The sequence below is a fragment of the Nocardia sp. NPDC051833 genome, from assembly GCF_040681225.1.
Classification (GTDB): Bacteria; Actinomycetota; Actinomycetes; order Mycobacteriales; family Mycobacteriaceae; genus Nocardia.
Window position 1 is genome coordinate 3,914,096 of record NZ_JBFAYK010000001.1, and the last position, 25,147, is coordinate 3,939,242.

Annotated in this window: 25 protein-coding genes; 11 read left to right on the forward strand and 14 right to left on the reverse strand. The window is 70.6% G+C overall.

Annotated elements, in window-relative coordinates:
* The first annotated feature begins 1 nt into the window (after window position 1).
* Window positions 2-1,003 carry a serine/threonine protein phosphatase gene (locus tag AB0L91_RS17670; RefSeq protein WP_365011063.1) on the forward strand — a complete coding sequence of 334 codons (1,002 nt, stop codon included), beginning with the start codon at window positions 2-4 and terminating at the stop codon, window positions 1,001-1,003.
* On the opposite strand, the gene AB0L91_RS17675 is transcribed toward AB0L91_RS17670, so the two are convergent.
* On the reverse strand, window positions 1,000-2,577 hold the full coding sequence (locus AB0L91_RS17675) for an MFS transporter (protein ID WP_365011064.1): 1,578 nt from the start codon (window positions 2,575-2,577) through the stop codon (window positions 1,000-1,002). The two genes, AB0L91_RS17670 and AB0L91_RS17675, sit on opposite strands and share 4 nt — an antisense overlap.
* Before the next feature lie 109 nt (window positions 2,578-2,686).
* Between AB0L91_RS17675 and AB0L91_RS17680 the strand changes: the two genes are divergently transcribed.
* Window positions 2,687-3,841, forward strand: coding sequence for a DUF5925 domain-containing protein (locus AB0L91_RS17680; protein ID WP_365011065.1), 1,155 nt, complete (start codon window positions 2,687-2,689; stop codon window positions 3,839-3,841).
* A 3-nt stretch (window positions 3,842-3,844) separates the two neighbouring features.
* Here the strand turns inward: AB0L91_RS17680 and AB0L91_RS17685 are convergent, their stop codons facing one another.
* Entirely contained in the window at window positions 3,845-4,408 is a 564-nt protein-coding gene (locus AB0L91_RS17685) for a TetR/AcrR family transcriptional regulator (RefSeq protein WP_365011067.1), read from the reverse strand.
* 106 nt (window positions 4,409-4,514) lie between these two features.
* On the opposite strand from AB0L91_RS17685, the gene AB0L91_RS17690 reads away from it, so the two are divergent.
* Entirely contained in the window at window positions 4,515-6,215 is a 1,701-nt protein-coding gene (locus AB0L91_RS17690) for a nitroreductase family deazaflavin-dependent oxidoreductase (protein ID WP_365011069.1), read from the forward strand.
* On the opposite strand, the gene AB0L91_RS17695 is transcribed toward AB0L91_RS17690, so the two are convergent.
* Both AB0L91_RS17695 and AB0L91_RS17700 read right to left on the reverse strand, forming a co-directional pair.
* Window positions 6,205-7,686 (reverse strand): MFS transporter, encoded by a 1,482-nt coding sequence (locus AB0L91_RS17695; RefSeq protein ID WP_365011334.1) that lies wholly within the window; start codon window positions 7,684-7,686, stop codon window positions 6,205-6,207. The genes AB0L91_RS17690 and AB0L91_RS17695 overlap by 11 nt on opposite strands.
* Window positions 7,628-8,473, reverse strand: a complete 846-nt coding sequence (locus AB0L91_RS17700) for an NAD(P)H-binding protein (protein ID WP_365011070.1) — start codon at window positions 8,471-8,473, stop codon at window positions 7,628-7,630. The genes AB0L91_RS17695 and AB0L91_RS17700 overlap by 59 nt, the downstream gene beginning before the upstream one ends.
* An 81-nt stretch (window positions 8,474-8,554) precedes the next feature.
* Here AB0L91_RS17700 and AB0L91_RS17705 point away from each other — a divergent pair, with 81 nt between their 5' ends.
* Both AB0L91_RS17705 and AB0L91_RS17710 read left to right on the forward strand, forming a co-directional pair.
* The gene (locus AB0L91_RS17705; RefSeq protein ID WP_355283446.1) at window positions 8,555-9,505 is read left to right on the forward strand and encodes an AraC family transcriptional regulator; all 951 of its coding nucleotides are present in this window, start codon (window positions 8,555-8,557) and stop codon (window positions 9,503-9,505) included.
* 50 nt (window positions 9,506-9,555) lie between these two features.
* Window positions 9,556-9,948: a thioesterase family protein gene (locus AB0L91_RS17710; RefSeq protein WP_365011336.1), complete on the forward strand. Its 393-nt coding sequence runs from the start codon at window positions 9,556-9,558 to the stop codon at window positions 9,946-9,948.
* A gap of 6 nt (window positions 9,949-9,954) precedes the next feature.
* On the opposite strand, the gene AB0L91_RS17715 is transcribed toward AB0L91_RS17710, so the two are convergent.
* The 7 genes from AB0L91_RS17715 to pdhA all read right to left on the reverse strand — a co-directional run bounded on the left by AB0L91_RS17715 (window position 9,955) and on the right by pdhA (window position 16,617).
* Entirely contained in the window at window positions 9,955-10,173 is a 219-nt protein-coding gene (locus tag AB0L91_RS17715) for a hypothetical protein (protein WP_355283449.1), read from the reverse strand.
* Window positions 10,174-10,297: 124 nt separating this feature from the next.
* Window positions 10,298-11,101 carry an SDR family oxidoreductase gene (locus AB0L91_RS17720; RefSeq protein WP_365011071.1) on the reverse strand — a complete coding sequence of 268 codons (804 nt, stop codon included), beginning with the start codon at window positions 11,099-11,101 and terminating at the stop codon, window positions 10,298-10,300.
* A 23-nt stretch (window positions 11,102-11,124) separates the two neighbouring features.
* Window positions 11,125-11,691, reverse strand: a complete 567-nt coding sequence (locus AB0L91_RS17725) for an antibiotic biosynthesis monooxygenase (RefSeq protein WP_365011072.1) — start codon at window positions 11,689-11,691, stop codon at window positions 11,125-11,127.
* An 84-nt stretch (window positions 11,692-11,775) separates the two neighbouring features.
* A complete protein-coding gene (locus AB0L91_RS17730) occupies window positions 11,776-13,140 on the reverse strand; it encodes a nucleobase:cation symporter-2 family protein (RefSeq protein ID WP_355283457.1) in 1,365 nt (454 codons plus the stop codon).
* A gap of 76 nt (window positions 13,141-13,216) precedes the next feature.
* Window positions 13,217-14,548: a dihydrolipoamide acetyltransferase family protein gene (locus AB0L91_RS17735; protein ID WP_365011074.1), complete on the reverse strand. Its 1,332-nt coding sequence runs from the start codon at window positions 14,546-14,548 to the stop codon at window positions 13,217-13,219.
* A 15-nt stretch (window positions 14,549-14,563) separates the two neighbouring features.
* Window positions 14,564-15,538 (reverse strand): alpha-ketoacid dehydrogenase subunit beta, encoded by a 975-nt coding sequence (locus AB0L91_RS17740; RefSeq protein ID WP_365011076.1) that lies wholly within the window; start codon window positions 15,536-15,538, stop codon window positions 14,564-14,566.
* Window positions 15,535-16,617 (reverse strand): pyruvate dehydrogenase (acetyl-transferring) E1 component subunit alpha, encoded by a 1,083-nt coding sequence (gene pdhA, locus AB0L91_RS17745; protein WP_365011078.1) that lies wholly within the window; start codon window positions 16,615-16,617, stop codon window positions 15,535-15,537. The genes AB0L91_RS17740 and pdhA overlap by 4 nt, the downstream gene beginning before the upstream one ends.
* 170 nt (window positions 16,618-16,787) lie before the next feature.
* Here pdhA and AB0L91_RS17750 point away from each other — a divergent pair, with 170 nt between their 5' ends.
* The 3 genes from AB0L91_RS17750 to AB0L91_RS17760 all read left to right on the forward strand — a co-directional run bounded on the left by AB0L91_RS17750 (window position 16,788) and on the right by AB0L91_RS17760 (window position 17,938).
* Window positions 16,788-17,282 carry an Lrp/AsnC family transcriptional regulator gene (locus AB0L91_RS17750; RefSeq protein WP_357349531.1) on the forward strand — a complete coding sequence of 165 codons (495 nt, stop codon included), beginning with the start codon at window positions 16,788-16,790 and terminating at the stop codon, window positions 17,280-17,282.
* Between the two features lie 67 nt (window positions 17,283-17,349).
* A complete protein-coding gene (locus AB0L91_RS17755; RefSeq protein WP_365011079.1) occupies window positions 17,350-17,631 on the forward strand; it encodes a type II toxin-antitoxin system RelE/ParE family toxin in 282 nt (93 codons plus the stop codon).
* Window positions 17,632-17,644: 13 nt separating this feature from the next.
* Entirely contained in the window at window positions 17,645-17,938 is a 294-nt protein-coding gene (locus AB0L91_RS17760) for a HigA family addiction module antitoxin (RefSeq protein WP_365011081.1), read from the forward strand.
* Here the strand turns inward: AB0L91_RS17760 and AB0L91_RS17765 are convergent, their stop codons facing one another.
* Window positions 17,939-19,144 carry a benzoate/H(+) symporter BenE family transporter gene (locus AB0L91_RS17765; RefSeq protein ID WP_365011083.1) on the reverse strand — a complete coding sequence of 402 codons (1,206 nt, stop codon included), beginning with the start codon at window positions 19,142-19,144 and terminating at the stop codon, window positions 17,939-17,941. It lies immediately after the preceding gene.
* 229 nt (window positions 19,145-19,373) lie between these two features.
* Here AB0L91_RS17765 and AB0L91_RS17770 point away from each other — a divergent pair, with 229 nt between their 5' ends.
* Entirely contained in the window at window positions 19,374-20,180 is an 807-nt protein-coding gene (locus tag AB0L91_RS17770) for a sulfurtransferase (RefSeq protein ID WP_365011338.1), read from the forward strand.
* Between the two features lie 106 nt (window positions 20,181-20,286).
* On the opposite strand, the gene AB0L91_RS17775 is transcribed toward AB0L91_RS17770, so the two are convergent.
* Both AB0L91_RS17775 and AB0L91_RS17780 read right to left on the reverse strand, forming a co-directional pair.
* Window positions 20,287-20,973: an HNH endonuclease family protein gene (locus tag AB0L91_RS17775; protein WP_365011084.1), complete on the reverse strand. Its 687-nt coding sequence runs from the start codon at window positions 20,971-20,973 to the stop codon at window positions 20,287-20,289.
* Window positions 20,974-21,019: 46 nt separating this feature from the next.
* Window positions 21,020-21,382, reverse strand: coding sequence for a hypothetical protein (locus AB0L91_RS17780; protein WP_355283490.1), 363 nt, complete (start codon window positions 21,380-21,382; stop codon window positions 21,020-21,022).
* Window positions 21,383-21,583: 201 nt separating this feature from the next.
* On the opposite strand from AB0L91_RS17780, the gene AB0L91_RS17785 reads away from it, so the two are divergent.
* Window positions 21,584-24,397, forward strand: a complete 2,814-nt coding sequence (locus AB0L91_RS17785; protein WP_365011086.1) for a DEAD/DEAH box helicase — start codon at window positions 21,584-21,586, stop codon at window positions 24,395-24,397.
* Complete coding sequence (locus AB0L91_RS17790) at window positions 24,397-25,146, forward strand: SWIM zinc finger family protein (RefSeq protein ID WP_357349517.1); 750 nt, start codon at window positions 24,397-24,399, stop codon at window positions 25,144-25,146. The genes AB0L91_RS17785 and AB0L91_RS17790 overlap by 1 nt, the downstream gene beginning before the upstream one ends.
* Window position 25,147 lies beyond the last annotated feature (1 nt).

Genomic DNA, 25,147 nt, shown 5'->3' on the forward strand with positions numbered 1-25,147 from the left:
GATGACAGACGTCAGGAGCGAGCGCCACTGGAGACTCGCGGCAGTTCTGGCTTCCCGCAACGACTTCGAGCTCGCTGAGCTCGTGGATGCGGGCCGGGTCGTCGGTGTGGGCGTGGGTGGCGGTGCGGTGGTTGCCGATATCGACGGCGTGCCGGTGTTCGTCAAGCGGATTCCGTTGACCGATCGGGAGTTGGCGCACCGGGGTTCCACCGCGAATCTGTTCGCGCTGCCGATGTTCTGTCAGTACGGCGTGGGTGGACCGAGTTTCAACGCCTGGCGCGAGCTCGCCGCGAATATCGTTGCCACCGAAGGGGTGCTGGCGGGGGAGACCCAGGCGTTCCCGATGCTTCATCACTGGCGGGTGCTGCCCGGACGGGCGCCGGTCGCGGCCGAACACGCCGATATCGACACGGTGGTCGCCGCGCAGGGCGAGTCGCCCGAGGTGCGGAAACGTCTGGAAGCGCTGGTGGCGGCCACGTCGAGCCTGGTCCTGTTCAGCGAATACATCCCGTACGCGATGCCGGAGTGGCTTGGCGCGGATCCGATCGGCAAGGCCGTGGTCTTCGAGCGGCAGCTGGCGGAGATCGTGGCGTTTCTGCGCGACCGCGAATTGCTGCATATGGACGGACATCTCGGCAATCTGCGCGCCGACGGGGAGCGCGTCTATCTCACCGACTTCGGACTGGTCACCTCACCGCGGTTCGACCTGTCGCCCGCCGAGCGTGATTTCGCCCGCCGCCACGTCACGCACGACGGCGACTACGCCGCCATGCGACTGGTCAATTGGCTGGTGACCGATATCTGCGGCGTGACGACACCGGCCGGCTGCGCCCCGGTCGCCCGCAACGCATATGTCCGCCGGTGCGCCGCCGGGGATATCCCGGCCGACGTGTCACCTGTCGTCGCCGCCATTCTGGCCCGCCACGCACCCGCCGCGGCGAAGATGAACGCCTTCTACTGGAAGCTGTTCGGCGGGGACGTCCACGCCGAATACCCGGCCTAGGCGGGCTCGGTGTCCGGGGCGGACTTCGCTTCGTTCGGGGCGGGGAGGTGGCGGAGCAGGACCAGGACCAGGGTGGCGGCGATGGCGGTGAGGCCGATGCCGACGAGTGAATTCACCTGGAGGGCATGGGTGTAGGCCTGGCGGGCCACGGTGGTGAGTTCGGCGCCGAGGGCTTCGGGGAGGGTGGCGGCGACCTGGAGGGCGCCGGCCAGGGTGTCCTCGGCGGCGTGGGCGACCTCGGAGGGCAGGCCGGTGGGCAGGTTTCCGGCCATCTGGCCGCGGTAAACGGCGGTGCCGATACTGCCGATCACGGCGACGCCGAGGGCGGCCGAGAGTTCCTGGCCGGTCTCGGAGATCGCGGACGCGGCACCGGCGCGGGCCGGGTCCACCGCGCCGACGATCAGATCGAGGCCGAGGACGAACATCGGGCTCAGGCCGAGCGAGAACACCACCATGCCGGTGACGATCAGCGCGAGATCGTCGGCACCGGAGAGCTGGGTGAACAGCGCGTATCCGGCCATCGCGAGCACCAGACCACTCGCCATCAGATAGGCGGGCCGCACCCGCGGTGCGAGGGCACTCACCACCCCGGCGGCCACGACCATCGCCGCGGCCTGCGGCACGGTCCACAGCCCGGCTTCGAAGGCGGACAGCCCGAGCACGAGCTGGAGATACTGCGACAGCAGCAGGAACAGCCCGCCCATGGCGAGCATCGCCACCATCAGCGCGACCAGCGAACCACTGAACCGCACATTGCCGAACAGCCCCAGGTCGATCAGCGGATCGGTGAGCCTGCGCTGGCGCAGCACGAACACCGTGCCCAGCACCAGACCGGCCGCCAGCACGGCGAGCGCGTCGACGGCCCAGCCGTCCTTGGCCAGCTCCTTGATGCCATAGATGACGGCCATCACCGACAGCAGCGACAGCAGCGCGCTGAGCACATCGAGCTTGCCCGGGTTCGGGTCCTTGTACTCGGGCAGCAGGATCGGCCCGGTCGCCAGCAGCAGCACCATCGCGGGCACCGCGACCAGGAACACCGAGCCCCACCAGAAGTTCTCCAGCATCGCCCCGCCGACCAGCGGACCGATCACCATGCCGATCATGAAGCTGGTCATCCACACGCTGATCGCGGTGGTGCGCTGGCGGTCGTCGTGGAACATGTTGCGGATCAGCGCCAAGGTCGACGGCATCAGCGTCGCGCCCGCGATACCGAGCAGCGCCCGGGTGCCGATCAGCATGTTCGCGCTGGTGGAGTAGGCGGCGACGATCGAGGCGACGCCGAACGCGAGCGCGCCGATCATCAGCAGCTTGCGCCTGCCGATCCGGTCGCCGACGGTGCCCATGGTGATGAGGAATCCGGCGACCAGGAAGCCGTAGATGTCGAGGATCCACAGCAGCTGGGAACTACTCGGTTGCAGCGCCTCGCTGATCTGCGGGATGGCGAGATAGAGGACGCTCAGGTCCATCGAGATCAGCAGCGTCGGCAGCGCGAGCACCGCCAGCCCGATCCACTCCTTGAGCCCGGCCGTCGCGGTGGGTTCGGTTGCGGCCTGCTCGCGCTGCGTGGACGTCACGACCCCGACGTTACCGAGGAATCGACCGCATGTGCCAGGCGTTTTTCGGCGTCGCGGCCGATCAGCGGGCCCAGAAGTCATTGGACATTGCCGGGCCGGTGCCGCGAGGATGGGCGCGGTGTCCACACGTAACGAACAGCTCAGGCTCGTCGATCCGCCGCGTCAGCCGGACGATCCGGGCGAGCGGTTTCCGTGGTCGGCGGCCATCGACTCCACCTACTCCACCCGCGACGCGATCGACGCGCTGGCGCTCGCGCCGTTCCTGCGCGGCGACCAGTCCTTCGCCCGCCAGGCGCACCTGGACCGGGTGCGGCCCGACGCGCCACTGCGCCCGGCGGACTCGCGGATCGTGCGCTCGGTCGCCGACGACGACAGCAGCGCCCTGCTGGTCGAAGGCGACGGCTGGTCGCTGCGGGCGGTGCGCTGGGCGGGCGGGTCGGCCACGGTCGAGGTGACCGCGGTCAGCGACGAACTCGCCGTCGAGGTGCTGGCCGCCGCCACGGCCGACGCCGTGCAGCCCCCTGGCGCCGGCGCCACCGTGGAGATGGGCTTCTGGCACATGGATGTCCGCAGGCCGTTGCGCAGGCGCCGCCAGATCAGCGCGCCCGCGTGGGCGGAGATCCGGGGCAACTACGCCGCCCCGGTCGCGGCGAGCATGGATCGGCTGATGGCGCTCGAGGTCGCCGAGATCCGGGGCAGGCTGGTGCTGCTGCACGGCGAGCCGGGTACCGGCAAGACCACCGCGTTGCGCGCGCTCGCGCGGGCGTGGTCGTCGTGGTGTCAGGTGGACTGCGTCGTCGATCCCGAAGAACTGTTCAGCAATCCCGGCTATCTCATGGAGGTGGCCGCCGGCGCCGACGGTGACGACGGCAGCCGCTGGCGCCTGCTCGTGCTGGAGGACTGTGACGAACTCATCCGCGGCGAGGCGAAAGAGGCCGCGGGACAGAAGCTGTCGCGCCTGCTCAACCTCACCGACGGCATGCTCGGGCAGGGCCGCAATGTGCTGATCGCGGTCACCACCAACGAGGACCTGTCCCGCCTGCACCCGGCGGTCGTGCGCCCCGGCCGCTGCCTGGCTCAGATCGAGGTGGGCCGCCTCTCACCCACCGAGGCCCGCGATTGGCTCGCCGCCCAGGACTGTCCGCCCGGCGACCCGATCGGCCGTGCGGGCGCGACACTGGCGGAGCTGGTCGCCCGCCGCGACGGCGAGATCCAGATCCAGTCGGTCACCCAGGACTCGGCCGAGGTCGGCATGTACCTGTGACGGCTACGCCGGGATATGCGCCCTGATCAGTTCGGTGAGGTGGGCGCCGACGCGGTCGAGCGGCTCGGTGCTGTGCTTGGCCAGTGACATCACCACCGCGCCCTCGATCGTGGCGATGACGGTCGTCGCCAGCGATCGGGCGGTGTCGGGGGCGATGTTCTCCGCGCGCAGCCGGGTCGCCAGGGCCTGCTCCCAGTCCGTGAAGGCCTCGCCCGCGGCGTCGGCCGCCGACGGGGATTCCGAGCGGCCCAGCGCCGCGGCGACGACCGGGCAGCCTGCCAGGAAGTCGCTGGACTCCACGACGTGTTTCCACGCGTCGGCGAAGGAGGCGATGGTCGTCTCCGGTTTCGCGTTCGCGCTGAACGTCTCGATGAGCGTGGTCATCGCCCGCCCGGCGACCCGGGTGGCCTCGGTGATCAGCTCGGATTTGCCGCCCGGGAAGTTCAGGTAGATCGTCCGGCGGGAGAGCCCGCTGTGGTCGAGCAGCTGCGCGACGCCGGTCCCGGTCACGCCGTTGCGGCGGACCAGATCGATCGCGCTCTGCACGAGTCCGTCGCGTGCGGCCATTCGACGTCCTTTCGGTCGGTTCGATTGAAGTATACCGATCGGTGTACTACCGTTCGAGCAAGTACACCGATCGGTGTAGTGGGCGCGATCCGTGGAGGAACCGACGATGACAGCCCTGAGCGACCCGCTCGCCCTGCCCTGCGGCCAGGTACTCGGCAACCGGCTGATGAAGGCCGCGCTGAGCGAGGGCCTCGGCAATCCGGAGGCCGGGCCGGACGAACGTCTCGACCGGCTCTACCGCCGGTGGGGCACCGGCGGCTTCGGCCTGGTGGTCACCGGCAATGTCATGGTCGACCGCAGGCACCTCGGCGAACCGGGCAATGTCGTCGTCGAGGACGAGCGCCACCTCGACGACCTGCGCCGCTGGTCGGCCCATACGACCGGGGCGGGCGCCCGGGTCTGGATGCAGATCAATCACCCCGGCCGCCAGGCGAATCCGCTGATGACTGCGGCGCAGCCGGTGGCGCCGTCGGCGATCGGTCTCGGCCTGCCCGGCATTCCCGCGCCGCGCGCGCTCACCGACGCCGAGATCGTCGACATCGTGCACCGCTTCGCCACCACCGCGCGGATCGCGGAGCGGGCCGGCTTCGACGGCGTGCAGATCCACGGCGCGCACGGCTATCTCGTCTCGCAGTTCCTCTCGCCGCTGGCCAATCAGCGCGATGATCGCTGGGGCGGCGATCCCGAGCGGCGCTCGCGGTTCGTGCTGGAGGTGGTCCGCGCGATCAGGGCCGAGGTGTCGCCGACCTTCGCGGTCGCGATCAAGCTCAACTCCGCCGACTTCCAGCGCGGTGGCTTCACCGAGGACGAGTCGCGCGCGGTGGTGCGGCGCCTCGCGGCCGAACGGCTCGACCTGATCGAGATCAGCGGCGGCAGTTACGAATCGCCCGCCATGATGGGCAGGCCGGTGGCCCGCTCGGCGAGCACCGTGGCGCGCGAGGCGTACTTCCTCGAGTACGCGCGGTCGGTGCGGGCGGCCGCGGGCTCGGTGCCGCTGGCCGTCACCGGCGGGTTCCGGTCCCGCCTCGCCATGCTCGACGCGGTCGAGTCGGGGGAGTGCGATGTGGTCGGCCTCGGGCGGCCCAGCGCGGTCCATCCCGGCGCGGCCGCCGAGATCCTGCACCAGCGCACCGAGCGCCTGCACTCGCCGAGCATCTCGCTCGGTCTGCCGGCGCGGGTGGCGACGCTGCCCAATGTCAAGAGTCTCGAAGGCGCCCTCGACCTGCAGTGGCACACCGACCAGCTGCATCGGCTCGGCGCGGGCGCCGACCCCGATCCCGACCGCACGCCGTGGCTCACGGCGGCGGCCATGCTGAAACACCACGGTGTCGACGCGTTCCGGAGCAGAAGGAGTTCGACCGTGACCCAGCCATCGAAGGACCCGGCCCTGCGTAAGTTCCAATTCGAACGCGCGGTCGGGCGCTATCTCGCCAATCCGACGGTCCGCGCGCTGGGCCGGATCGGTATCCGCACCTCGTTCGCGACCGACCTGGAGACGACCGGCCGCAAGTCCGGCCAGGCCAGGGTGGTCCCGGTGTCGGTGTCGTTCGACGACACCGGCGCGTGGGTGATCAGCCAGCACGGCACCAGGTCGGGCTGGGCGGCCAATATCGGTGCCGAACCGAAAGTCCGTGTCCGGCAGGGAAGTCGGTGGCGCACCGGGGTCGCGGAGTTGCGCCCGGCCGACGATGTGGTCGCGCGGGCGCGCAGCTTCGCGCCGAACCCGGTCTTCGCCGGGCTGACGGCGGCGACCTTCCGCGCATTGCAGAGCACGCCGATGTCGGTCCGGATCACCTTCACCGACTGACGACCTCGGCCCGCGCGGCGCAGGCCAGGGTGAGCACGAGCGGCACCGCCAGCGCCGCGGTGAGCGGGACGAGCGCGGTCAGCCAGCCGATCACGGCGGGTCCGGCGAGCAGTCCGAGGTAACCGATGGTGAAGACCCGCGACATGTCGGTTGCGGCGGTGGTGCCACCGAGATTGCCTGCGGCGGTGAAGATCTGGGGCACGCCGCCGGCGAGTCCGAAACCGCACATCGCCCAGCCCGCCAGGGTCAGCGGCAACCACGGCGAGGCGATGACCACCGCGAAGCCGGCCGCGGCCAGCAGGCTGCCGTAGCGCAGGATGGCGACCGGGCCGATCGCCCCGCTCACCCGGTCGGCCAGGAACCGGCCCAGGGTCATGGTCGCGGAGAAGGCGCCGAACGCGAGCGCGGCGTCGGACTCGGACACGGCCAGGTGCTCGCGGGCCTGGAGGGCACTCCAGTCGGCCGCGACGCCCTCGGCGAGCAGCAGCACGAAGGCGATCACACCGAGGGAGAGCACTTTTCGGCTGCGCGCGGTGGCGTGCCGCGTCGGCTCGGGTGCCTGGCCCGTCGGCGTGATCGTCGATCGGGTGGCGTCGGTGCCTGCCGGTTCGGCGCGCACGGGCGAGGTTATGTCCGGGTGCCCGTCGCGGGTCACCGATTCGGTCGGGTGCGCAGGGTCGGCCGGGTCCGCGTCATGCGCGCGGTCGGAGTCGTAGTGCTCCGGCCGTGAGCCCGGATCCGACCGGTGGTGCGGAATCAGGTGTGGCACAAGCGCCGCGGTGACGGCGAGTCCCGCGATCCCCGCGATGGTCAGCGTCAGCTGCGGTGACCAGCCGAGGCGCTGGGTGGCGGCCCCGACCAGCGCGCCCGCGAACCCGCCGCCGGAGAACATGGCGTGGAACGCCGACATGATCGGCCGGTGATAGGCCCGTTCGACGTGCACCGCCTGGGTGTTCATCGAGACGTCCAGCGCGCCGTTGCCGAGCCCGAAACAGGCCAGCGCGATCGCCAGGCTCACCGGGCCGGTCGCCAGCGCGGGACCGAGCACCGTCACCGAGATGGCGGTCGCGGCGACCGCGACCAGGGTGCGGCTGCCGAACCGGTCGGCCGCCGGGCCCGCGAGCCGCATCCCCACGATCGCGGCCCCCGCCAGCAGCAGCACGAACATCCCGAGCAGCGAGGACGACACTCCGGTCCGGTCGGTGATCGCCGGAATGTGGACCACCCACATGGCCAGCAGGAAACCGTTCAGCGTGAAAACGCCGAACACCGCGGCCCTGGCCAGCCGGAGTTCGCGGTCGATCGTCGCCGGAGTCACCGATTCGACGGTACCCGCGCCCGATGCCGGACGCGGGCGGACCGAGATCACCACGCGCCGCGAGCGGTCGGCGCGTGGTGATCGGGCGCCCGGCTCACTCCTGGGGCGTCCAGATCCCGGTGGCGGCCGTTTCCTTGGCGTACTCGCTGAAATCGCGGGGCGCCCGGCCCAGGGCGCGCTGCACGCCGTCGGCGGTCGGGGTGTTGCGGCCGTCGAGGATGGTGCCGAACAGGTAGTCGAGCAGGCTGATCACGTCGTCGGGGACCTGGTACTCGCTCAGTGCCGCAACGAATTCCGCGCGCGTGGCCGGAATGAAGGCGATCTCGCGGCCACTGGCGGCGGCGATCTCGCCGACGGCCTCGGCGAAGGTCAGCGCCCGCGCACCGGTGATCTCGTAGATCTCGCCCGCGTGCCGGGGATCGGTGAGCGCGGCCACGGCGACCTCGGCGATGTCGTCGGCGTGCGCGAACGGTTCGGGCACATCGCCGTTGGGCAGCGCGACCGCGCCGGCGAGGACGTCGGGGAGGAACGCGCCCTCGCTGAAGTTCTCCGCGAAGAAGGCGCAGCGCACCACGGTCCAGGCCAGGCCCGAATTCTCCACGATCTCTTCGCATTCGCGCGCCTCGGGCTCGCCGCGGCCCGACAGCAGGACCACCGTTTTCACGCCCGCCGCCGTGGCGGCCGCGGTGAACGCGCGGATGACATCCGGCGCGCCGGGGACGGCGAGATCCGGCTGGTAGGACAGGTAGACGGAATCGACACCGGCGAGGGCTGGGGCCCAGGTGGCCCGATCGGTCCAGTCGAACGGGATATCGGCGGACCGCGAGCCGAGCCGGACCGGGTGGCCCGCGGCCTCGAGGAGCGCCGCGACGCGGCTGCCGGTCTTGCCGGTGCCGCCGGTGACGAGGAAAAGCTGCTGGTGGGAAGCGGTGTTTGTCATGAGATAAGTACATCGTCCTGCGGCCTCGGGCAACATCGTCGTGCCGCTCGCGAACATGCGCGGTCGTCTACTGTGGACGATGTGGATGCGTTGGCCGGACTGCTCGAAGGGCCGCGGGCGCGCGGCGCGTTCCTGATGTGCTCGCTGCTGAACCCGCCGTGGTCACTGCGGATCCAGGACGAGGCGCCGTTGACGGTGCTCGCGATGATCCGTGGAAAGGCCTGGGTCAGTACCGATTCCCAGCCACCACGGCAGCTCGGCGCGGGAGATGTCGCGATATTCCGTGGGCCGCAGCCGTATACGGTGGCCGACGATCCGGCGACCGACCCGCAGATCATCATCCAGCCGGGCCAGGTCACCACCACCCCCGATGGTGAGATCCTGTGCGAGACACTGAGTCTCGGTGTCCGGCAGTGGGGCACCGACTCCGACGGCGAGACCCTGATGGTCACCGGCACCTACGAGTCCGCCGGCGCGGTGAGCAGGCGGCTGCTGCGGGCGCTGCCGCAGGTCGCGGTGCTGCCGCGCGGTGATCTCGACACCCGCCTGCTCGATCTGCTCGTCGACGAGGCCACCAAGGACCTGCCCGCGCAGACCGCCGTGCTGGACCGTCTGCTCGACCTGGTCCTGATCGCCGCCCTGCGCGCCTGGTTCGCCCGCGACGACGCCCCCGCCTGGTATCACGCCTACAGCGATCCGCTGGTCGGCAAGGCCCTGCGCCTGCTCCAGCACAATCCGGCCCACCCGTGGACGGTGGTCGCGCTGGCCGAGGCGGTCGGCATGTCGAGGGCCGCGCTGGCCCGCCGGTTCACCGAACTGGTCGGCGAGCCACCGATGACGTTCCTGACCGAATGGCGGCTGTCGCTGGCCGCCGACCTGCTGGCCGAGTCCGACGCGACGGTCGAGGCCATCGCCCACCAGGTCGGCTATGGCAGCGCCTTCGCGCTCAGCACCGCGTTCAAGCGGCACTTCGGGGTGAGCCCGCGCGACCATCGGCAGGGGAACGTGGCCGCGCTGTCGTCTTCGGCGTGAGCAGGCCCATGCTGCATGATGGCAGCGTGAGCTATCCCGTCCTGTGGCCGATGCCGACCCGGTGGGCCGACAACGACCAGTACGGCCACGTGAACAACGTGACCTACTACTCCTACTTCGACACCGCGGTGAACGCCTGGCTGATGCGCGCCACCGGCATGGACATCACCGCGCTGCCCGCGCTCGGCGTCGTCGCCCAGACCGCGTGCCGGTTCCACGGCTCGGTGAGCTTTCCCGACCAGTTGCAGGTCGGGCTGCGCATCGCCCGCCTCGGCACCTCGAGCATCACCTACGACCTGGCGATCTTCAAGGAGACCGAGGCCGGGCTCGAGCTCGCCGCGACGGGCGATTTCGTGCACGTCTACGTCGACGCCGACACCCGCAAACCGGTGGCGATCCCCGAGGTTGTGCGGACCGCCGCGGCCGAGCTCGTCACCGAGTAGCGGCGCTCAGGAGGCGATGACGCCGACCTCCGGCCATTCGCTGGCGCGGCGGGCGCGCAGGATGATCTGGCCCGCCGGGCTGTAGCCGGGCGGGCCGGGTAGCGCCGAGAAGGTGGTCTTATCGATCACGAGCGAGGAATCGAGCTGGTCGCGGCTGGGGCCGAAATGGTACTCGACCTGCGTGGTTTCGTCGCGAACCTTCTTGAAGTACACCAGTGTTGCCATCGCCGGATCTCCGCGTAGATCTGCGCCGGTCAACGGATCGTGACCGGCGGCTAGGACCATCGTGGCAGGGATCGAGCGATCGCGCGGCTACCTCGGATGAATTTGTTCCGATCGATCTCCGGGCTCACCCGCGCAGCATCGCCTGGAACCGGCGCATGCCGGAAATCCACCGGTCGTAGTCGGAGCCCTTGTTGCGGTACATCTGCAGCACCTCCTGGTGCGGCAGGATCAGGAAGTGCTCGGCGGCCATCGCCTCGACGACGGTCTCGGCGACCTCCTCGGTCGAGAGCACCGCGCCCGCCGTCGTCACGGCCTTGATCGCCAGCGCGGCCGCCTCCGGCGCGTCGGGGATCAGATCGCCGCTGAGCAGCCGGGTGTCCACGCCCATCGGGCACAGACAGCTCACCCGGACGCCCTGGTCGCCGTAGGTGACCGAGAGCCATTCCGCGAAGCCGACGGCCGCGTGCTTGGTCACCGAGTAGGGCGCCGAGCCGATCTGGGTGAGCAGGCCGGCCGCCGACGCGGTGGAGACGAAGTACCCGCCGCCGCGTTCGACCCAGCCGGGGACCAGCAGCCGCGCGGCGCGCACATGCGCCAGCACGTTCACCTCGAGCGCCGCGGCCCACTGCGCCTCGGTGCTCTCCAGACCCGGTCCGCCGCCGATGCCCGCGTTCGCGAAATAGAGGTCGACCGGACCGAACGCGCGTTCCGCGGTCGCGATGAGCTCGGCGATCACCCGCTCGTCGGCCACGTCACCGCCGACCGCGACCGCGTTCGCGCCCAGCTCACCCGCGACCTTCGCCGCGGTATCCGCGTCGATGTCGGCGACGACGACCCGCGCGCCACCCGCGACGAGCCGATGCGCGAGCGCGGCGCCGATGCCGCCGCCCGCGCCGGTGACGATGCCGACCTTGCCTGCGATCTCCATGTCCGCACCCTAGCGGGCGCTCGTCACCGTCCGGCGGGAAATTCCGCCACCACGGTGTACAGCGCGGGATGGGCGACGGCGTAGCCGGGCGCGGTCGACAACCGCTGCTGGAACTCGGGGTTCGCGCCCGCGGCGTGCCAGGCCTGCTCGCCGTCCCAGTGCGCGATATTGATCAGCGGGAAGCGGACACCGGGGTCGATGGCCCGGTGCAGGCGGTTGTCCCGGAATCCGGGCGCGCGCGACATCAGCCCGGCGCGGGTGTGCCAGTGCCCGATGAACTCGTCGATCCGGGCCACGGGCAGGTCGAAGGCGTTGACGAAGACGATGCCCGGATCGGTCGCCTGCGTCTCGGCGGTGTACTGGGCGGCCACCCCGTAGCTGCCGGTCGCGGCCGTGACCGGCGCCGTGAACAGGGGCGTGGTGTTGTCCACACCGACGACGCCGACTGAGACGAGCTGATACGCGGTCCCCTTCGCGATCGCCCGCAGCAGCACGGCCGTGGCGACGCCCGGCACCAGATCGGGCCGCCACGCGGGGCGCAGCGCATCGGCTCGCGCGGCCGAGGTCTCGACGATGCTGATCTCGATCATGGTGCCCACCTGACGAATTCGGCCCGTTCCCGACGCGATGCCGCTGCGTCGAGAATAGGCCGAGTCGTGGTGTCGCGCCCGGTGTCAGCCGGTGACCGCGGCAGGCTGCGGTGGCACCGGTGCGGCCGGGGCGATCGCGGCGCGGGCCATGGTGCCGAGGCGGGTGTGATTGAAGATCAGGTTCAGCAGGAACGCGGCACCCGCGCCCAGCGTGACCCCGCTGTCGAGCAGGATCTGCGCCGAGGTCGGGAACTTGGTGAACATGCCGCTGGTCAGCTCGGGCAGCAGGCCGATGCCGATCGCGGTGGCCGCGATGGTCGCGTTCACCCGGTCGAGCAGATCGGCCTGGCGCAGCGTGTTGACCCCGACCACCGCGACCGTCGCGAACAGCACCAGCCCGACCCCGCCGACCACCGGCTTCGGGATCGCCGCGACGACCTCACCGATCCGTGGCACCAGCCCGAGCACCACCAGGATCGCGCCACTCACCGCGGTCACGTACCGGCTGTAGATCCGCGTCGCCGCCACCGCGCCGACGTTCTGGTTGAAGATCGTGTCGACGAACGCGGTGAAGACGCCACCGAGCACGCCCGAGAGGCCGTCGCCGACCAGGCCGCGGGCCAGATCGCCCTTGCCGATCGGCTTGCCGGTGATCTCGCTGATCGCGAGCATGCTGGCGGTGGACTCGGCGAACACCACGGCCATCACGATGCTCATCGCCACCACGGCGGTCACCGGGAACTGTGGCGCGCCGAAGTGGAACGGCTGCGGGATGCCGATCCAGTCGGCGGTGCCGATGCCCTTCGTCGTCACCAGGCCCATCGGGATGGCGATCGCGATCCCGGCGACCAGCGCGATGAGCACGCCGAGCTGCGACCACACCCCGCGCCCGAGGCAGACGAAACCGACCGCGATCAGCACGACGACCGCGGCCAGCCCGATGTTCGACGGCGCGGCGAAACTCGGCGACTTCGGGTCGGTGCCGATGATCAGGCCCCCGGCGACCCCGATCAGCGACACCCCGACCACCGTCAGCACGGTCCCGGTGACCAGCGGCGGGAAGAACCGAACCACCCGGGCGAACGGCCAGGCCAGCGCGATGCCGACGACACCGCCGATCAGCATCGACCCGTACACGGCGTCGAGTCCGTACTCCTTGGCGATGAGGATCATCGGGTTCAGGCCGACGAAGGTCGCGCCGCACACGATCGGCAGGCGCGCGCCTGCCAGCTTGCCGACGCCGAGGCTCTGCACCAGCGTGATGATCCCGGCGACCAGCAGGTCGGCGCTGATCAGCAGTCCGATGGTCGACCGGTCGAGGCCCGCCGCCGCGCCGAACACCAGCGGCACGGTGATACATCCCGTGTACATGATCAAGACGTGCTGGATGCCGAACACCAGCTGCCGCGCGAACGGCAGCCGGGTGTCGACGGGATGTAACTCGCTCATGCCCCCGTTTGTAGCCCGCCATTTTTACCGCCGATGGGCGTCGTGTTTCGGCGGTGTGACGGGTCGGGTATATCGCTCAGACGCGGCTGAGCAGCGTCAACGGGTCCTCGAGGAAGCCGGCGGTGGTCGCGAGGAAGCGGGCGCCGAGCTCGCCGTCGACCATCCGGTGATCGAAGCTCAGGCCCAGCGTGGTGACCCAGCGCACGGCCAGTTCGTCGCGGAACACCCACGGCCGCTTGCGGATCGAACCGAGGCACAGGATCGCGGCCTCGCCCGGATTCACCAGCGGCACGCCGCTGTCGACACCGAACACCCCGACATTGGTGATGGTGAAGGTGCCGCCGCGCAGATCGGCGGGCGTGGCGTTGCCCGACCTGGCGGTCTCGGCCGACCAGCCGATCTCCCGGCACAGCTCGCGCAGGCTCAGCGACTGCGCCTCCTTGAGATTGGGCACCAGCAGGCCGCGCTCGGCCGCCACCGCGATGCCCAGGTTCACGTAGTGCTTGGTGACGATCTCCTGGTTCTGTTCGTCCCAGGCGGCGTTGATCCCCGGGTACTCCGCGATCGCCGCCAGCACCGCCTTGGCCACCAGGGCCAGCGGGGTGAGGGTGAGGCCCTCGAAGGATTTGGTCGTGCGCAGGTGGTCGAGCAGTTCCATCGAGGCCGTGCAGTCGACGGTGACGAAGGTGCTGGCCTGCGGGATCGTGCGGGAACTGGCCTGCATCGCGGCGGCGGTGCGCTTGCGGACGCCGGTGATCGGGGTGCGTTCCTCGCGCGCGGTTGGCTCGATCAGCCCGCCGTCGGCGTCGCCGGAGTGCCCGTTGACCGGCGCGGGGGTGACCTCACCGGTGCGCGCGGGTGCGCGCGGTGCCGTCACCGGAACGGCCGAGCGCACGTCTTCCACGGTGACCGCGCCCTCCGGCCCCGACCCGGCGACGAACCACAGATCGATCCCCAGTTCCTTGGCCAGCTTGCGGGCCGCGGGCGTGGCCGCCGCGCGATGGGTACTCGGCGTGCTCGCCGCCATCGCCGCCGCCGGGGTGGCTTTGCGCCTGCGCGAGGTGGATTCGGCCTCCGGGCCGTAACCGACCAGGACATCGTTGCGGGTGACCTGCTCGGCGGTCGGCGGCGCGGTGACCTCGAGATCGTTACGTACCCGGATCAGCGGCGCGCCGACCGGCACGGTGTCGCCCGGCTGCGCCAGCAGCTCCACCACGACCCCGGAGAACGGCGACGGCAGCGCTACGACCGCCTTGGCCGTCTCCACCTCCGCGATGGTCTGGTTCAGTTCCACCGTGTCGCCGACGGCGACGGCCCACGACACCAGGTCACCGTCGGCGAGGCCCTCACCCAGATCGGGCAGGCGGAATTCGAGAACATGACCGTCGTCGGCGGCTTGTTCGGGCACTCCAGGCACCTTTCATCACGCGGCTAGACAGCGATCGACCGCCGCCAGAATGCGGTCGGGGTCGGGCAGGTGGTGCTTTTCGAGCTTAGCCGGGGGGTAGGGGATGTCGTAGCCTCCGACGCGCAGCACCGGCGCTTCCAGGTGATAGAAGCAGCGTTCGGTGATCCTTGCCGCGATCTCGGCGCCGAGCCCGGCGAAGACCGGCGCCTCGTGCACGATGACCAGCCTGCCGGTCTTGTCGACCGATTCGGCGATCGTGTCGACATCGATCGGCGAGAGGCTGCGCAGATCGATGACCTCCAGCGAATGTCCTTCCTCGGCCGCGATCTTCGCCGCCGTCAGCGCGGTGGCGACGGTGCCGCCGTAGGCGAGGACGGTCGCGTCCGCGCCCCGCGTGCACACTCTGGCCTTGTGCAGCGGGAGATCCGGTTCGCCGTCGAAATCTACGTCGGATTTGTCCCAATAGCGACGTTTCGGTTCGAAGAACACCACCGGATCGTCCAGCGCGATGGCCTGGCGGATCATCGAATACGCGTCGGCCGGGGTGCTCGGCGAGACCACTCGCAGGCCCGCCGTGTGCGCGAAATACACCTCCGGCGATTCCGAATGATGCTCCACCGCGCCGATGCCGCCGCCGAACGGAATGCGAATCGTCAACGGCGCCTTCACCTTGCCGCCGGTGCGGTAGTGGATCTTGGCGACCTGGGAGACGATCTGGTCGAAGGCGGGATAGACGAAACCGTCGAACTGGATCTCCACCACCGGCCGGTAGCCGCGCAGCGCCATGCCGAAAGCCGTTCCGACGATGCCGGATTCGGCCAGCGGTGTATCGATGACGCGGTTGTCACCGAAGTCCTTCTGCAAGGTGTCGGTCACCCGGAACACGCCGCCGAGCCTGCCGATGTCCTCGCCGAGCAGCACCACCTTGGCGTCGTCCTCCATGGCGCGGCGCAGGCCGGTGTTCAGGGCGGCGGCGAAGGTGGTGATCATGACTGCGCTCCTTCGGCGAGGTAGGCCGCGAACTGCTGTGCCTCTTCGGTGATCAGGGGGTGCTCGGTCGCGTAGACGTTGTCGAACATGCGCGCCGGGTCGGGGTCGGGCATCGCCAGCGTCGCGGTACGCACGCGGCGGGCGACGTCGTCGGCGGTGTCGGCGACCCGGCGGGCGAACTCCGGGTCGAGGTGGCCCTCACGGTCGAGCAGCAGGCGGATGCGTTCGATCGGGTCGCGGTGTTCCCAGTACTCGGTGTCGGCGGCGGTGCGGTAGCGCGACGGGTCGTCGGCGGTGGTGTGCGGGCCCATCCGGTAGGTCATCGCCTCGATGAAGGTCGGGCCGCCGCCGGTGCGGGCCCGCTCCACCGCCTGGCGGGTGACGGCCAGTACGGCCAGCACGTCGTTACCGTCGACCTGCACGCCCGGGATGCCGTAGCCGTCGGCCCGGCGCACCAGCGGCACGTGGCTCTGCACCGCGACCGGTTCGCTGATCGCCCACTGGTTGTTCTGGCAGAAGAAGACCACCGGCGCGCTCCAGGTGGCGGCGAAGCCGAGCGCCTCGGCGATGTCGCCCTGGCTGGTCGCGCCGTCGCCGAAATAGGTGATGGTGGCGATGTCGGCGCCGTCGAGATGGGCGGCGTAGGCGTAGCCGGTGGCGTGCAGGCCCTGCGAGCCGACGACGATGTTGGCGTTGGTCATGTTGACCGCGTCGGGGTCCCAGCAGTGGTGGGCGGCGCCGCGCCACAGCGTGGTCAGCTGCTCGGGTGGGACGCCGCGGACGTAGGCCACGGCGGTCTCGCGGTAGGAGCAGAACACGTAGTCGTCGGGGTGCAGGGCGTGCGCCGAGCCCACCTGGGCGGCCTCCTGGCCGAGCAGCGGTGGCCACAGGCCGAGCTGTCCCTGCCGTTGCAGGGCGGTGGCCTCGACGTCGATCCGGCGGGTCACGACCAGGTCCTGATAGAGCTGTCGCAACCGCTCGGCATCGATGTCGGCGACCAGTGCGGCGTGTTCGCGATCGAACACCCGTCTGCCGTCCGGCTGTACCAACTGGACCGGGTAGGTCTGCTTCTCCGACATCGAGATCGCCTCCTCACCATCGCGCCTTGTGGGCTGATGCAAGTACGACAATCGCTGAGTGCGATGTGTATCACTCAGCATCCACGATAAAGCCGACTGCGCAAGCGACCGACACGGCAGTGCGCAGAATGCACGGTCTGGACCCGTCGCGCGCTGTCATACTGCGTTGTATGACCAGTCGCGAACCCGACGCTGTGACTCTCGACGCCACCGACGCCCGGCTGCTGCGCGAGCTGGTCGCCAATCCCCGGGCCACCGGCGTCGAACTGGCCGCCCGCCTCGGCCTGTCCCGCAACACCGTCCAGGCGCGGCTGGCCCGCTGGGACAGCGGCGGCGTCCTCGGCAGCTTCGAACGCCGCGTCGAACCCCGCGCCCTCGGCTATCCGCTGGCGGCCTTCGTCGCGGTGGTCGTCGACCAGCACCAGCTCGACGCCGTCGTCGACGAATTGGCCGACGTCCCCGAGGTCACCGAGGTCTGCGGCATGACCGGCTCCACCGACCTCACCGTCCGCATCGTCGCCCGCGACGCCGACGACCTCTACCGCATCGCGGGCCAGATCCTCAAGATCCCCGGCGTGGAACGCACCAACATGGCCCTCGTCATGCGCGAACTCGTCGGCCCCCGCACCATCCCCCTCCTCGACCGCCTCGCCGGCCCGAACTGATCACGCTGCGTGCACAGCGAGGAAGATAACGCATGTCGTTATTAACGCCATGCGTTATGCTTGGCTGGTGATCAGGTCATTCGGAGACCGGGACACCGAGCGTTTGTGGCGTCGTGAGTACGTAGCGAAGTTCGACTCCCGGATACTCCGGGTGGCGTTGCGGAAGCTCGCGATCCTGGATGCGGTGGTATCCCTGGGGGAGCTTCGCGTACCGCCGGGCAACCGTCTGGAAGCGTTGAAAGGAAATCGCAAGGGGCAGTACAGTATTCGGGTCAACGATCAGTGGCGAATCTGCTTCGTGTGGACCGATGCCGGCCCCGAGGGTGTGGAAATCGTGGACTACCACTGAAGGAGGTGACGAGATGGGCAAGCTGGCGCCGGTACATCCGGGCGAGGTCCTGATGGAGGACTTCATCGAGCCGCTCGGAATCACCCAGCACCGAGTCGCCGTGGCAATCGGTGTGCCACCGCGCAGGATCAACGAGATCGTGCACGGGAAGCGGCGGATCACGGCCGATACGGCCCTGCGGCTCGGTCGATACTTCGGCACGAGCGATCTCTTCTGGCTGAACCTGCAGAATCGCTACGACCTCGAGATCGAGCGAGATGCGATCGGGGAGGCACTGGCGGCGATTCAGCCGTTGCGGGTCGCGTAGCTACTTGACGGACGGCAGGAAGCGGCGGATGAGGAGGCCGGCGAGGAGGGCCCAGAAGGCGCCGCCGATGCCGAAGAGGGTGGTGCCGGAGGCGGCTACCAGGAAGGTGACCAGGCCGGGCATGCGGTGGTCGGGGTCGGACAGGGCGCCGGTGAGGGCGGCGGCGAGGGTGGCCAGCAGGGCCAGGCCTGCGACGGTTTCCAGGGTGCCCGCCGGGGCCGCGGCGATCAGGGTGACCAGGGCGGCCGACGCGAGGCCGAGGATCAGGTAGGACCCGCCCGCGGTGGCGGCGGCGATCCAGCGGCGTTTCGGGTCGGGGCTCGCGCTGGGGGCGGCCGACAGGGCGGCGCTGATGGCGGCGAGGTTGATCGCGTGGCCACCCGCGCCGGCGCCGGCGATGGTGCCGATCCCGGTGACGAGCATCGACGCGCGCCACGGCACCTGGTAGTCGAACGAGCGCATCACCGCGACACCGGGAATGTTCTGCGAGGCCATCGTGACGATGTAGAGCGGCACCGCGATGCCGACGATCGCCTGCCAATGCCAGTGCGGCGCCGTCCATTCCAGCGTCGGCACCATGGCGGCGAGGTCGAGGTGACGGTCGCGGACCGCGATGTCGATCCCGGTGCCGACCGCCGCGGTGACGAAGGCGACCAGCACCGCCCACTTCGGCGCGTACCGCTGGAGCACCAGCCACACCAGGATGACCGGGACCACGACCGCGGGGGAGGTGCGCAACGCCTGCACCGGCGCCAGGCACAGCGGGACGAGCACACCGGCGAGCATGGCCTGCGCGATCGGCACCGGGATCGCCGCGACCAGCGACCCGAGCCGCTGCCACAACCCGGTGATGACCACGAGCACGCCGGTCACCGCGAACGCCGCCACCGCGCCGGGCCAGCCGCCCGCCACCAGCCCGGTGCTCGCCAGCAGCGCCGCACCCGGTGTCGACCAGGCCAGCGTGATCGGGATCCGGTACCGGAAACTGAGCAGCAGGATGCCGATGCCCTGCGTGAAACACAGGATCATCAGCCCGGATGCCGCCTGCGCCGGGCTCGCGCCGACCGCCCGCAAACCGCTGAGCACCACCGCGAACGAACTGGTGAACCCGACCAGCGCGGTGATCGCGCCCGCGCCGAGCGGCTGCGCGATGCCCGCCCTCGGCTCGGTGACCTCATCGGGCGTAGTGGTGGTGACCTGCGACATTGTGCCGATACTGCCTGCCCGAGCTGCCGCTGTCGCCTGCCAGTACCGGGAAAGTGGCCTGATCGGGGCGAGACCGCGCCGGTCCAGTTCGTGCCCCGCGCGCTCGATCCCGGTGCCGAGCCGAGGTCGCTGGCAGGTTCGGCACCGGTGCACCGCCACACTGCGTAGGGTGGCGACTGCGGGGGCTTCAGCGGGTACGACGTGGTGAGGAGTGGCAGTGGGCGCGGTATTGATCTCCCCGGAAGAACTCCGGGAAGAACTGGCGGACAAGAAGATCCACCTGCTCGATGTGCGGTGGGCGCTCGGTGATCCGAACGGCCCGCAGCACTATCTCGACGGGCACATCCCCGGCGCGGTCTTCGTCGACCTGGAGACCGAGCTCGCCGCCGCGCCCGCGCCCGCGCGCGGCCGCCATCCGCTCCCCGATCCGGGCACCTTCGAGAAGTGCGCGCGCAGTTGGGGACTGGGCGAGGGCGAACCGGTGGTGGTCTACGACGCGACCGGCGGGATGGCCGCGGCCAGGGCCTGGTGGCTGTTGCGCTGGGCCGGCGTCGCGGACGTCCGCATCCTGGACGGCGGCCTGCCCGCCTGGACCGCCGCGGACGGCGCGCTCGCCACCGGCGCGGAGCCGGACCCCGAGACCGGTGACCTGGTGGTCCGCCCCGGCGGACTGCCGGTGATCGACGCCGACGCCGCGGCGGGCTGGTCCGGCGTGCTCCTGGACGCCCGCGCGGGCGAACGCTATCGCGGCGAGGTGGAGCCGGTCGACCCCCAGGCCGGGCACATCCCCGGCGCGGTGAGCGCCCCGACCGCCGAGAACCTGGACGCCGCCGGACGTTTCCACACCGCCGACGCCCTGCGCGCCCGCTTCGCCGCCTTCGGCGAGGGCCCGGTCGCGGTGTACTGCGGCTCCGGCGTCACCGCCGCCCACCAGATCGCGGCCCTCGCCGTCGCGGGCATCCCGGCCACGCTGTACCCGGGCTCCTGGTCGCAGTGGTCCAACGACCCGAAGCGGCCGGTCGCCACAGGCGCCTGAGCCGGCGCTGACCCGGCGCGGCGATCCAACCGGGCGTCGCGGTCGGGTTCGGTGACGGCGTGCCGACACAGCGGACGCCGACTCGTCCGGCGCCGACCACCCGGTCCTAAGGGCACGCACGGGCGATGTCGTGGAGGGCGGCGTTGTCGGCGGCGGTGATCGGGAGGGCGTAGTCGACGGCGACGGTGAGGTATTTGGCGGCGTAGAAGCAGTGGTTGGCGCGGGCCGGGGGCAGCCAGTCGGCCGGTGTGTCGTCACCCTTGGACTGGTTGGTGGCGGCGCCGGTGGCCAGCAGGTTCACCGACAGGTCGTTGGCGAAGCGCAGGCGCCGTCCGGGCGGCCAGGCGGCGGCGCCCATGTCCCAGGCGGCGGCCAAGGGGTAGACGTGGTCGATCTGGACGCGCCCGCCGTCGGACTTGCGGAAGGTGATATCGGTGCCGGTATAGGGATCGCTGAGGACGCCCTCGACGACGACACAGCGACCGCGCAGCACCACCTCCCGCAGCTGGGCGGCGAGGACGTTGTTACGCGTATCGCAGCCGTCGTGGCCGCCGGGGGCCTCGGTGTCGTCGGACCAAGCGGTGCCGAACACGCACGCCTGCCCCGCCTTGCAACCACGTTCGTAACCGCCGGGCCGCGGGCGGGCCGCGATCACCCGCACCTGGTCGAGCAGGGCGGTCACTTCGGCACGCGTGGGACTGCCGGGTGCCGGGGTGACCGGTTCATCCGGGGTGAGAACGCCACAGCCCGCGACCGCGAGCACCATTACCAGCAGCCACGCCCGAGTCCGCATACCTGCAGGTTGTAGCCGGAGGCACCGACAACTACCCGCGCGGGGTCTAGAGCCAGGCGCGGGCGAGGATGTCGTCGGCGGCGACTTCGCTGGAATTCGGTGGGAACCGCGTCGCCGCGATCGAGGACACGTGCGTGCCGTCGTGGCCGACCAGCCAGGACCCGCCACGGTCCTCGCATTCGGCGATCTTGGCGAACACGGTCAACAGGAAGGTGATCGACTCGCGCGGATCGACCGTGTGCGCCAGACGCTGGGATTCGCCGGGTCTGGACAGGTCGAGCCACACACCGGATTGGCCGTCCAGGCGCATGCCGACGATCTTTCCGGTGTCGATGAAAGTGAATTTGCGCCGTTCCCACGGGGTTGTCGGGGTATAGCTCTGCTCGAGAACCTGGAGCAGAATCGTCATCACTGCCCTCCACACGCATTACAGGGGGTTCATCGGCCGAGCCGGAGCGAGCCCGGTTCGCCTGGGTCGTTATGCAGTTGTCGCCGGTGGATGGTCCGGCCCGTGACCAGGGGATATCCAAGTATGTTCCGGGATCGGCGAGAAATCCAGGGGGAGGAGGCGCCGCGCCGGTTGTCGGTGCCGACTGCTTGGATGGAGCCCATGCTGCACGGTCTGTGGTCCCCCGGGTCGGGCCTGCTGCTGTGGCACGACGGGGAGCCGGTGGCGGTCGGCTCGGTGCTGGGCGACATCCTCGAACGCGCCAGGTTCCGGCATCGCGCCGAGGTGCTCGTCGTCGATGCCGCGGGGCAGTCCGGTACCGCCGAGGTGCGCGCGCACGCGCTCGCGCCGCCGACGGCGGCCGTCGTGCTGCGCAGCAGGCTCGGGCGCGAGCACATCGCCGGCGATCTGCGCTTCCTCGGGCATGTCGCCCGTGGTGTCGAGCGGTGGGTGCGGGCGGGCCGGGTGGTGCCGCAGGTCGAGCGGGCCGACGGCCAGTGGTGGGTGCGCTGGCGGCTGGTCGGCGGGCAGCGGCAGCGGGCGTGGCTGGCCGAGCTGGCCGCCGCGATGCCCGCCGCGTTGCGCGTGGCCGGGTCGCCGTCGGCGGTGCTCGAGGACCTGGTCACCGAGCTCACCGACCCGATCGCGCGCGAATACCTCGCGCACCGCACACTCACGCACCCGCTGCTGCAGGCCCTGGTCGGCGACACCCCGCTGGAGGCGGGCTCCTACCGGCTGGCGGAGACGCTGGACCAGTGGCGGGCGGGCTACGCCGCCGACGAACCGGAACTGGTGCTGCGCCTGTGCGAACCCGACGGCGAGTTCGGCGCCGTCGACGAATCGGTGGCGCTGTGGCGGTTGCAGGTCTGCCTGCGCCCGGTCGACGACGCGCCCAAACCCGTTGTCCTCGATGATGATCCGGTTCTCGTCCGGACCGCGGCGGAGAAACTCGGCCACGCCCGCAAGGCGTATCCACGCCTGCGCGACCTGCCCACCGACCCGCGCGGGCTCGACCTGCTGCTGCCCACCGCGGTCGTCGCCGACCTGGTCGCGCACGGCGCGCACGCCCTGCAGGAAGCAGGCATCCGCCTGCTGCTGCCGCGTGCCTGGAACATCGCCGAACCGAGCATGCGGCTGCGGGTGAGCAGTCCGGCCGCCGCCGAGCCCACCGTCGGCCTGAGTGGATTGCTGTCCTACCGTTGGGAACTGGCGCTCGGCGACCTGGTGCTGACCAAGGCCGAGATGGAACGGCTGATCCGCAGCAAGTCCGATCTCGTGCAGCTGCGCGGGGAATGGGTGCAGGCCGACCACCGGGTGCTCGCCGCGGCCGCCCGCTACGTCGCGCTGCACGCCGACGATTCGCCGATCACGCTGGCCGACATGATCGGCGAACTCGCCACCGAACGGGTCGACGATGTGCCGGTCACCGAGGTCACCGCCGTCGGCTGGGCGGCCGAGTTGTTCGCCAGGGAGGGCGAACCCGAGCCGGTGCCGGTGCCGGTGGGCCTGAAAGCCGAGCTCCGGCCCTATCAGGAACGCGGCCTGAGCTGGCTGGCCACGATGAGCAGGCTCAGCTGCGGTGCGATCCTGGCCGACGACATGGGCCTGGGCAAGACGGTGCAGGTACTGGCATTGCTCGCGCACGAACGCGAGACGAACACGGTCGACGCCGGTCCCGCTGACGTCGGCCCCACGCTGCTGGTCTGCCCGATGTCGGTGGTCGGCAACTGGCAGCGCGAGGCCCAGCGATTCACCCCCGACCTGCGGGTGCTCGTCCACCACGGACCGGGCAGGCGCACCGGCACGGCCTTCGCCGCGGCGGTGGCCGACGCGGACCTGGTGGTGACGACCTACGCCCTGCTGGCCCGCGACGCGACCCTGCTCAGCGAGCAGCGGTGGGAGCGGATCGTGCTCGACGAGGCCCAGCACATCAAGAACGCCGCCACCCGCCAGTCGCGCGCGGCGCGCGCACTGCCGGCGCGACACCGGCTGGCGCTCACCGGAACGCCCGTGGAGAACCGCCTGGAGGAACTGCGCGCGCTGTTCGACTTCGCCATGCCGAAACTGCTCGGCAGCCCGCAGTCGTTCCGGGCCAAGTTCGCCGTGCCGATCGAACGCGAACGCGATCAGCAGGCCGTCGACCGGTTGCGGCTGATCACCGACCCGTTCGTGCTGCGCAGGCTCAAGACCGATCCGGCCGTCATCAGCGACCTGCCGGAGAAGCTGGAGATGACGGTGCGGGCCAACCTCACCGTCGAGCAGGCCGCGCTCTATCAGGCCGTCGTCGACGACATGCTGGCCAAACTGAAGGACGCGAAGGGCATGGCGCGCAAGGGCGCGGTGCTCGGCGCGCTGACCCGGCTCAAACAGGTCTGCAATCACCCCGCGCACTTCCTCGGCGACGGCTCGCCGATCCTGCGCCGCGGCAGCCACCGCTCCGGCAAGCTCGCCCTGGTCGAGGACGTGCTCGACGCCGTCGTCGCCGACGGCGAGAAGGCCCTGCTGTTCACCCAGTTCCGCGAGTTCGGCGACCTGGTGCTGCCGTTCCTCACCGAGCGCTTCGGCACCCCCATCCCGTTCCTGCACGGCGGGGTGTCCAAGAAGGGCCGCGACGAGATGGTGACCGGGTTCCAGACCGAGCACGGCCCGCCGCTGATGCTGCTCTCGCTCAAGGCGGGCGGCACCGGGCTCAACCTCACCGCCGCCAATCACGTGATCCACCTGGATCGCTGGTGGAATCCGGCGGTGGAGAACCAAGCCACCGACCGGGCGTTCCGGATCGGCCAGCAGCGCGCGGTGCAGGTCCGCAAGCTGGTCTGCGTCGACACCATCGAGGAGCGGATCGACGAGATGATCAGCGGGAAGAAGCAACTGGCCGAGCTCGCCGTCGGCGCGGGCGAGAACTGGATCACCGAACTGAGCACCGACGAACTGCGCGAACTGTTCACCCTCGGCGCCGAGGCGGTGGGCGACTAGTGGCCGATTTCAGTCAGTTCGGGCCGCGCAGGCCGGTCACCGGTGGTGCCGCGGCGCGCGGCGGTTTCGGCCGGACCTGGTGGGGCCGCTCCCTGTTGGACGCGGTGGAGCAGGTGGCCGACGCGGGCAGGCTCTCGCGCGGGCGCACCTACGCCAGGGTCGGCCAGGTGGTGAACTACCGGATCGAACGCGGTGCCGTCACCGCCGAGGTGCAGGGCAGCCAGCCGAGCCCGTTCACCTCGGTCCTGGCGATGCGGCCGCTGCGCGCGGAGGAAATCGACCTGCTGCTCGCCGAGATCAGGGCGGCGCCCGGGATGCTCGCCGAGATCGCCTCCGGCGCACTGCCGCCCGCGCTCGGCCCGCACCTGCTGCCCACCACGGCGTCCGAGCTCGACTTCTCCTGTAGCTGCCCGGACATGGGCTGGCCGTGCAAACACGTCGCCGCGGTCTGCTACCTGCTCGCCGAGCGCCTCGACGAGCAACCCGGCGAGATCCTCACCCTGCGCGGCCTCGACCTCGACACCCTCATCGGCGGCGTCGAGAAGTCCGCCCGCACCGACGAATCCGACGACCCCTACGGCGACGACCTGCACCTCCCCGAACTGCCCCGCGTCGAATTCCACGCCGTCATCGAAGATCTCGACCCGATCCCGCTGCGCCGCGCCCTGCGCATGTCCACCGAGGACGAACAGACCGCGGCGACCGGCCTGCGCGAATTACGTTCGCTGTACCAGGAATTCGACAGCTGAC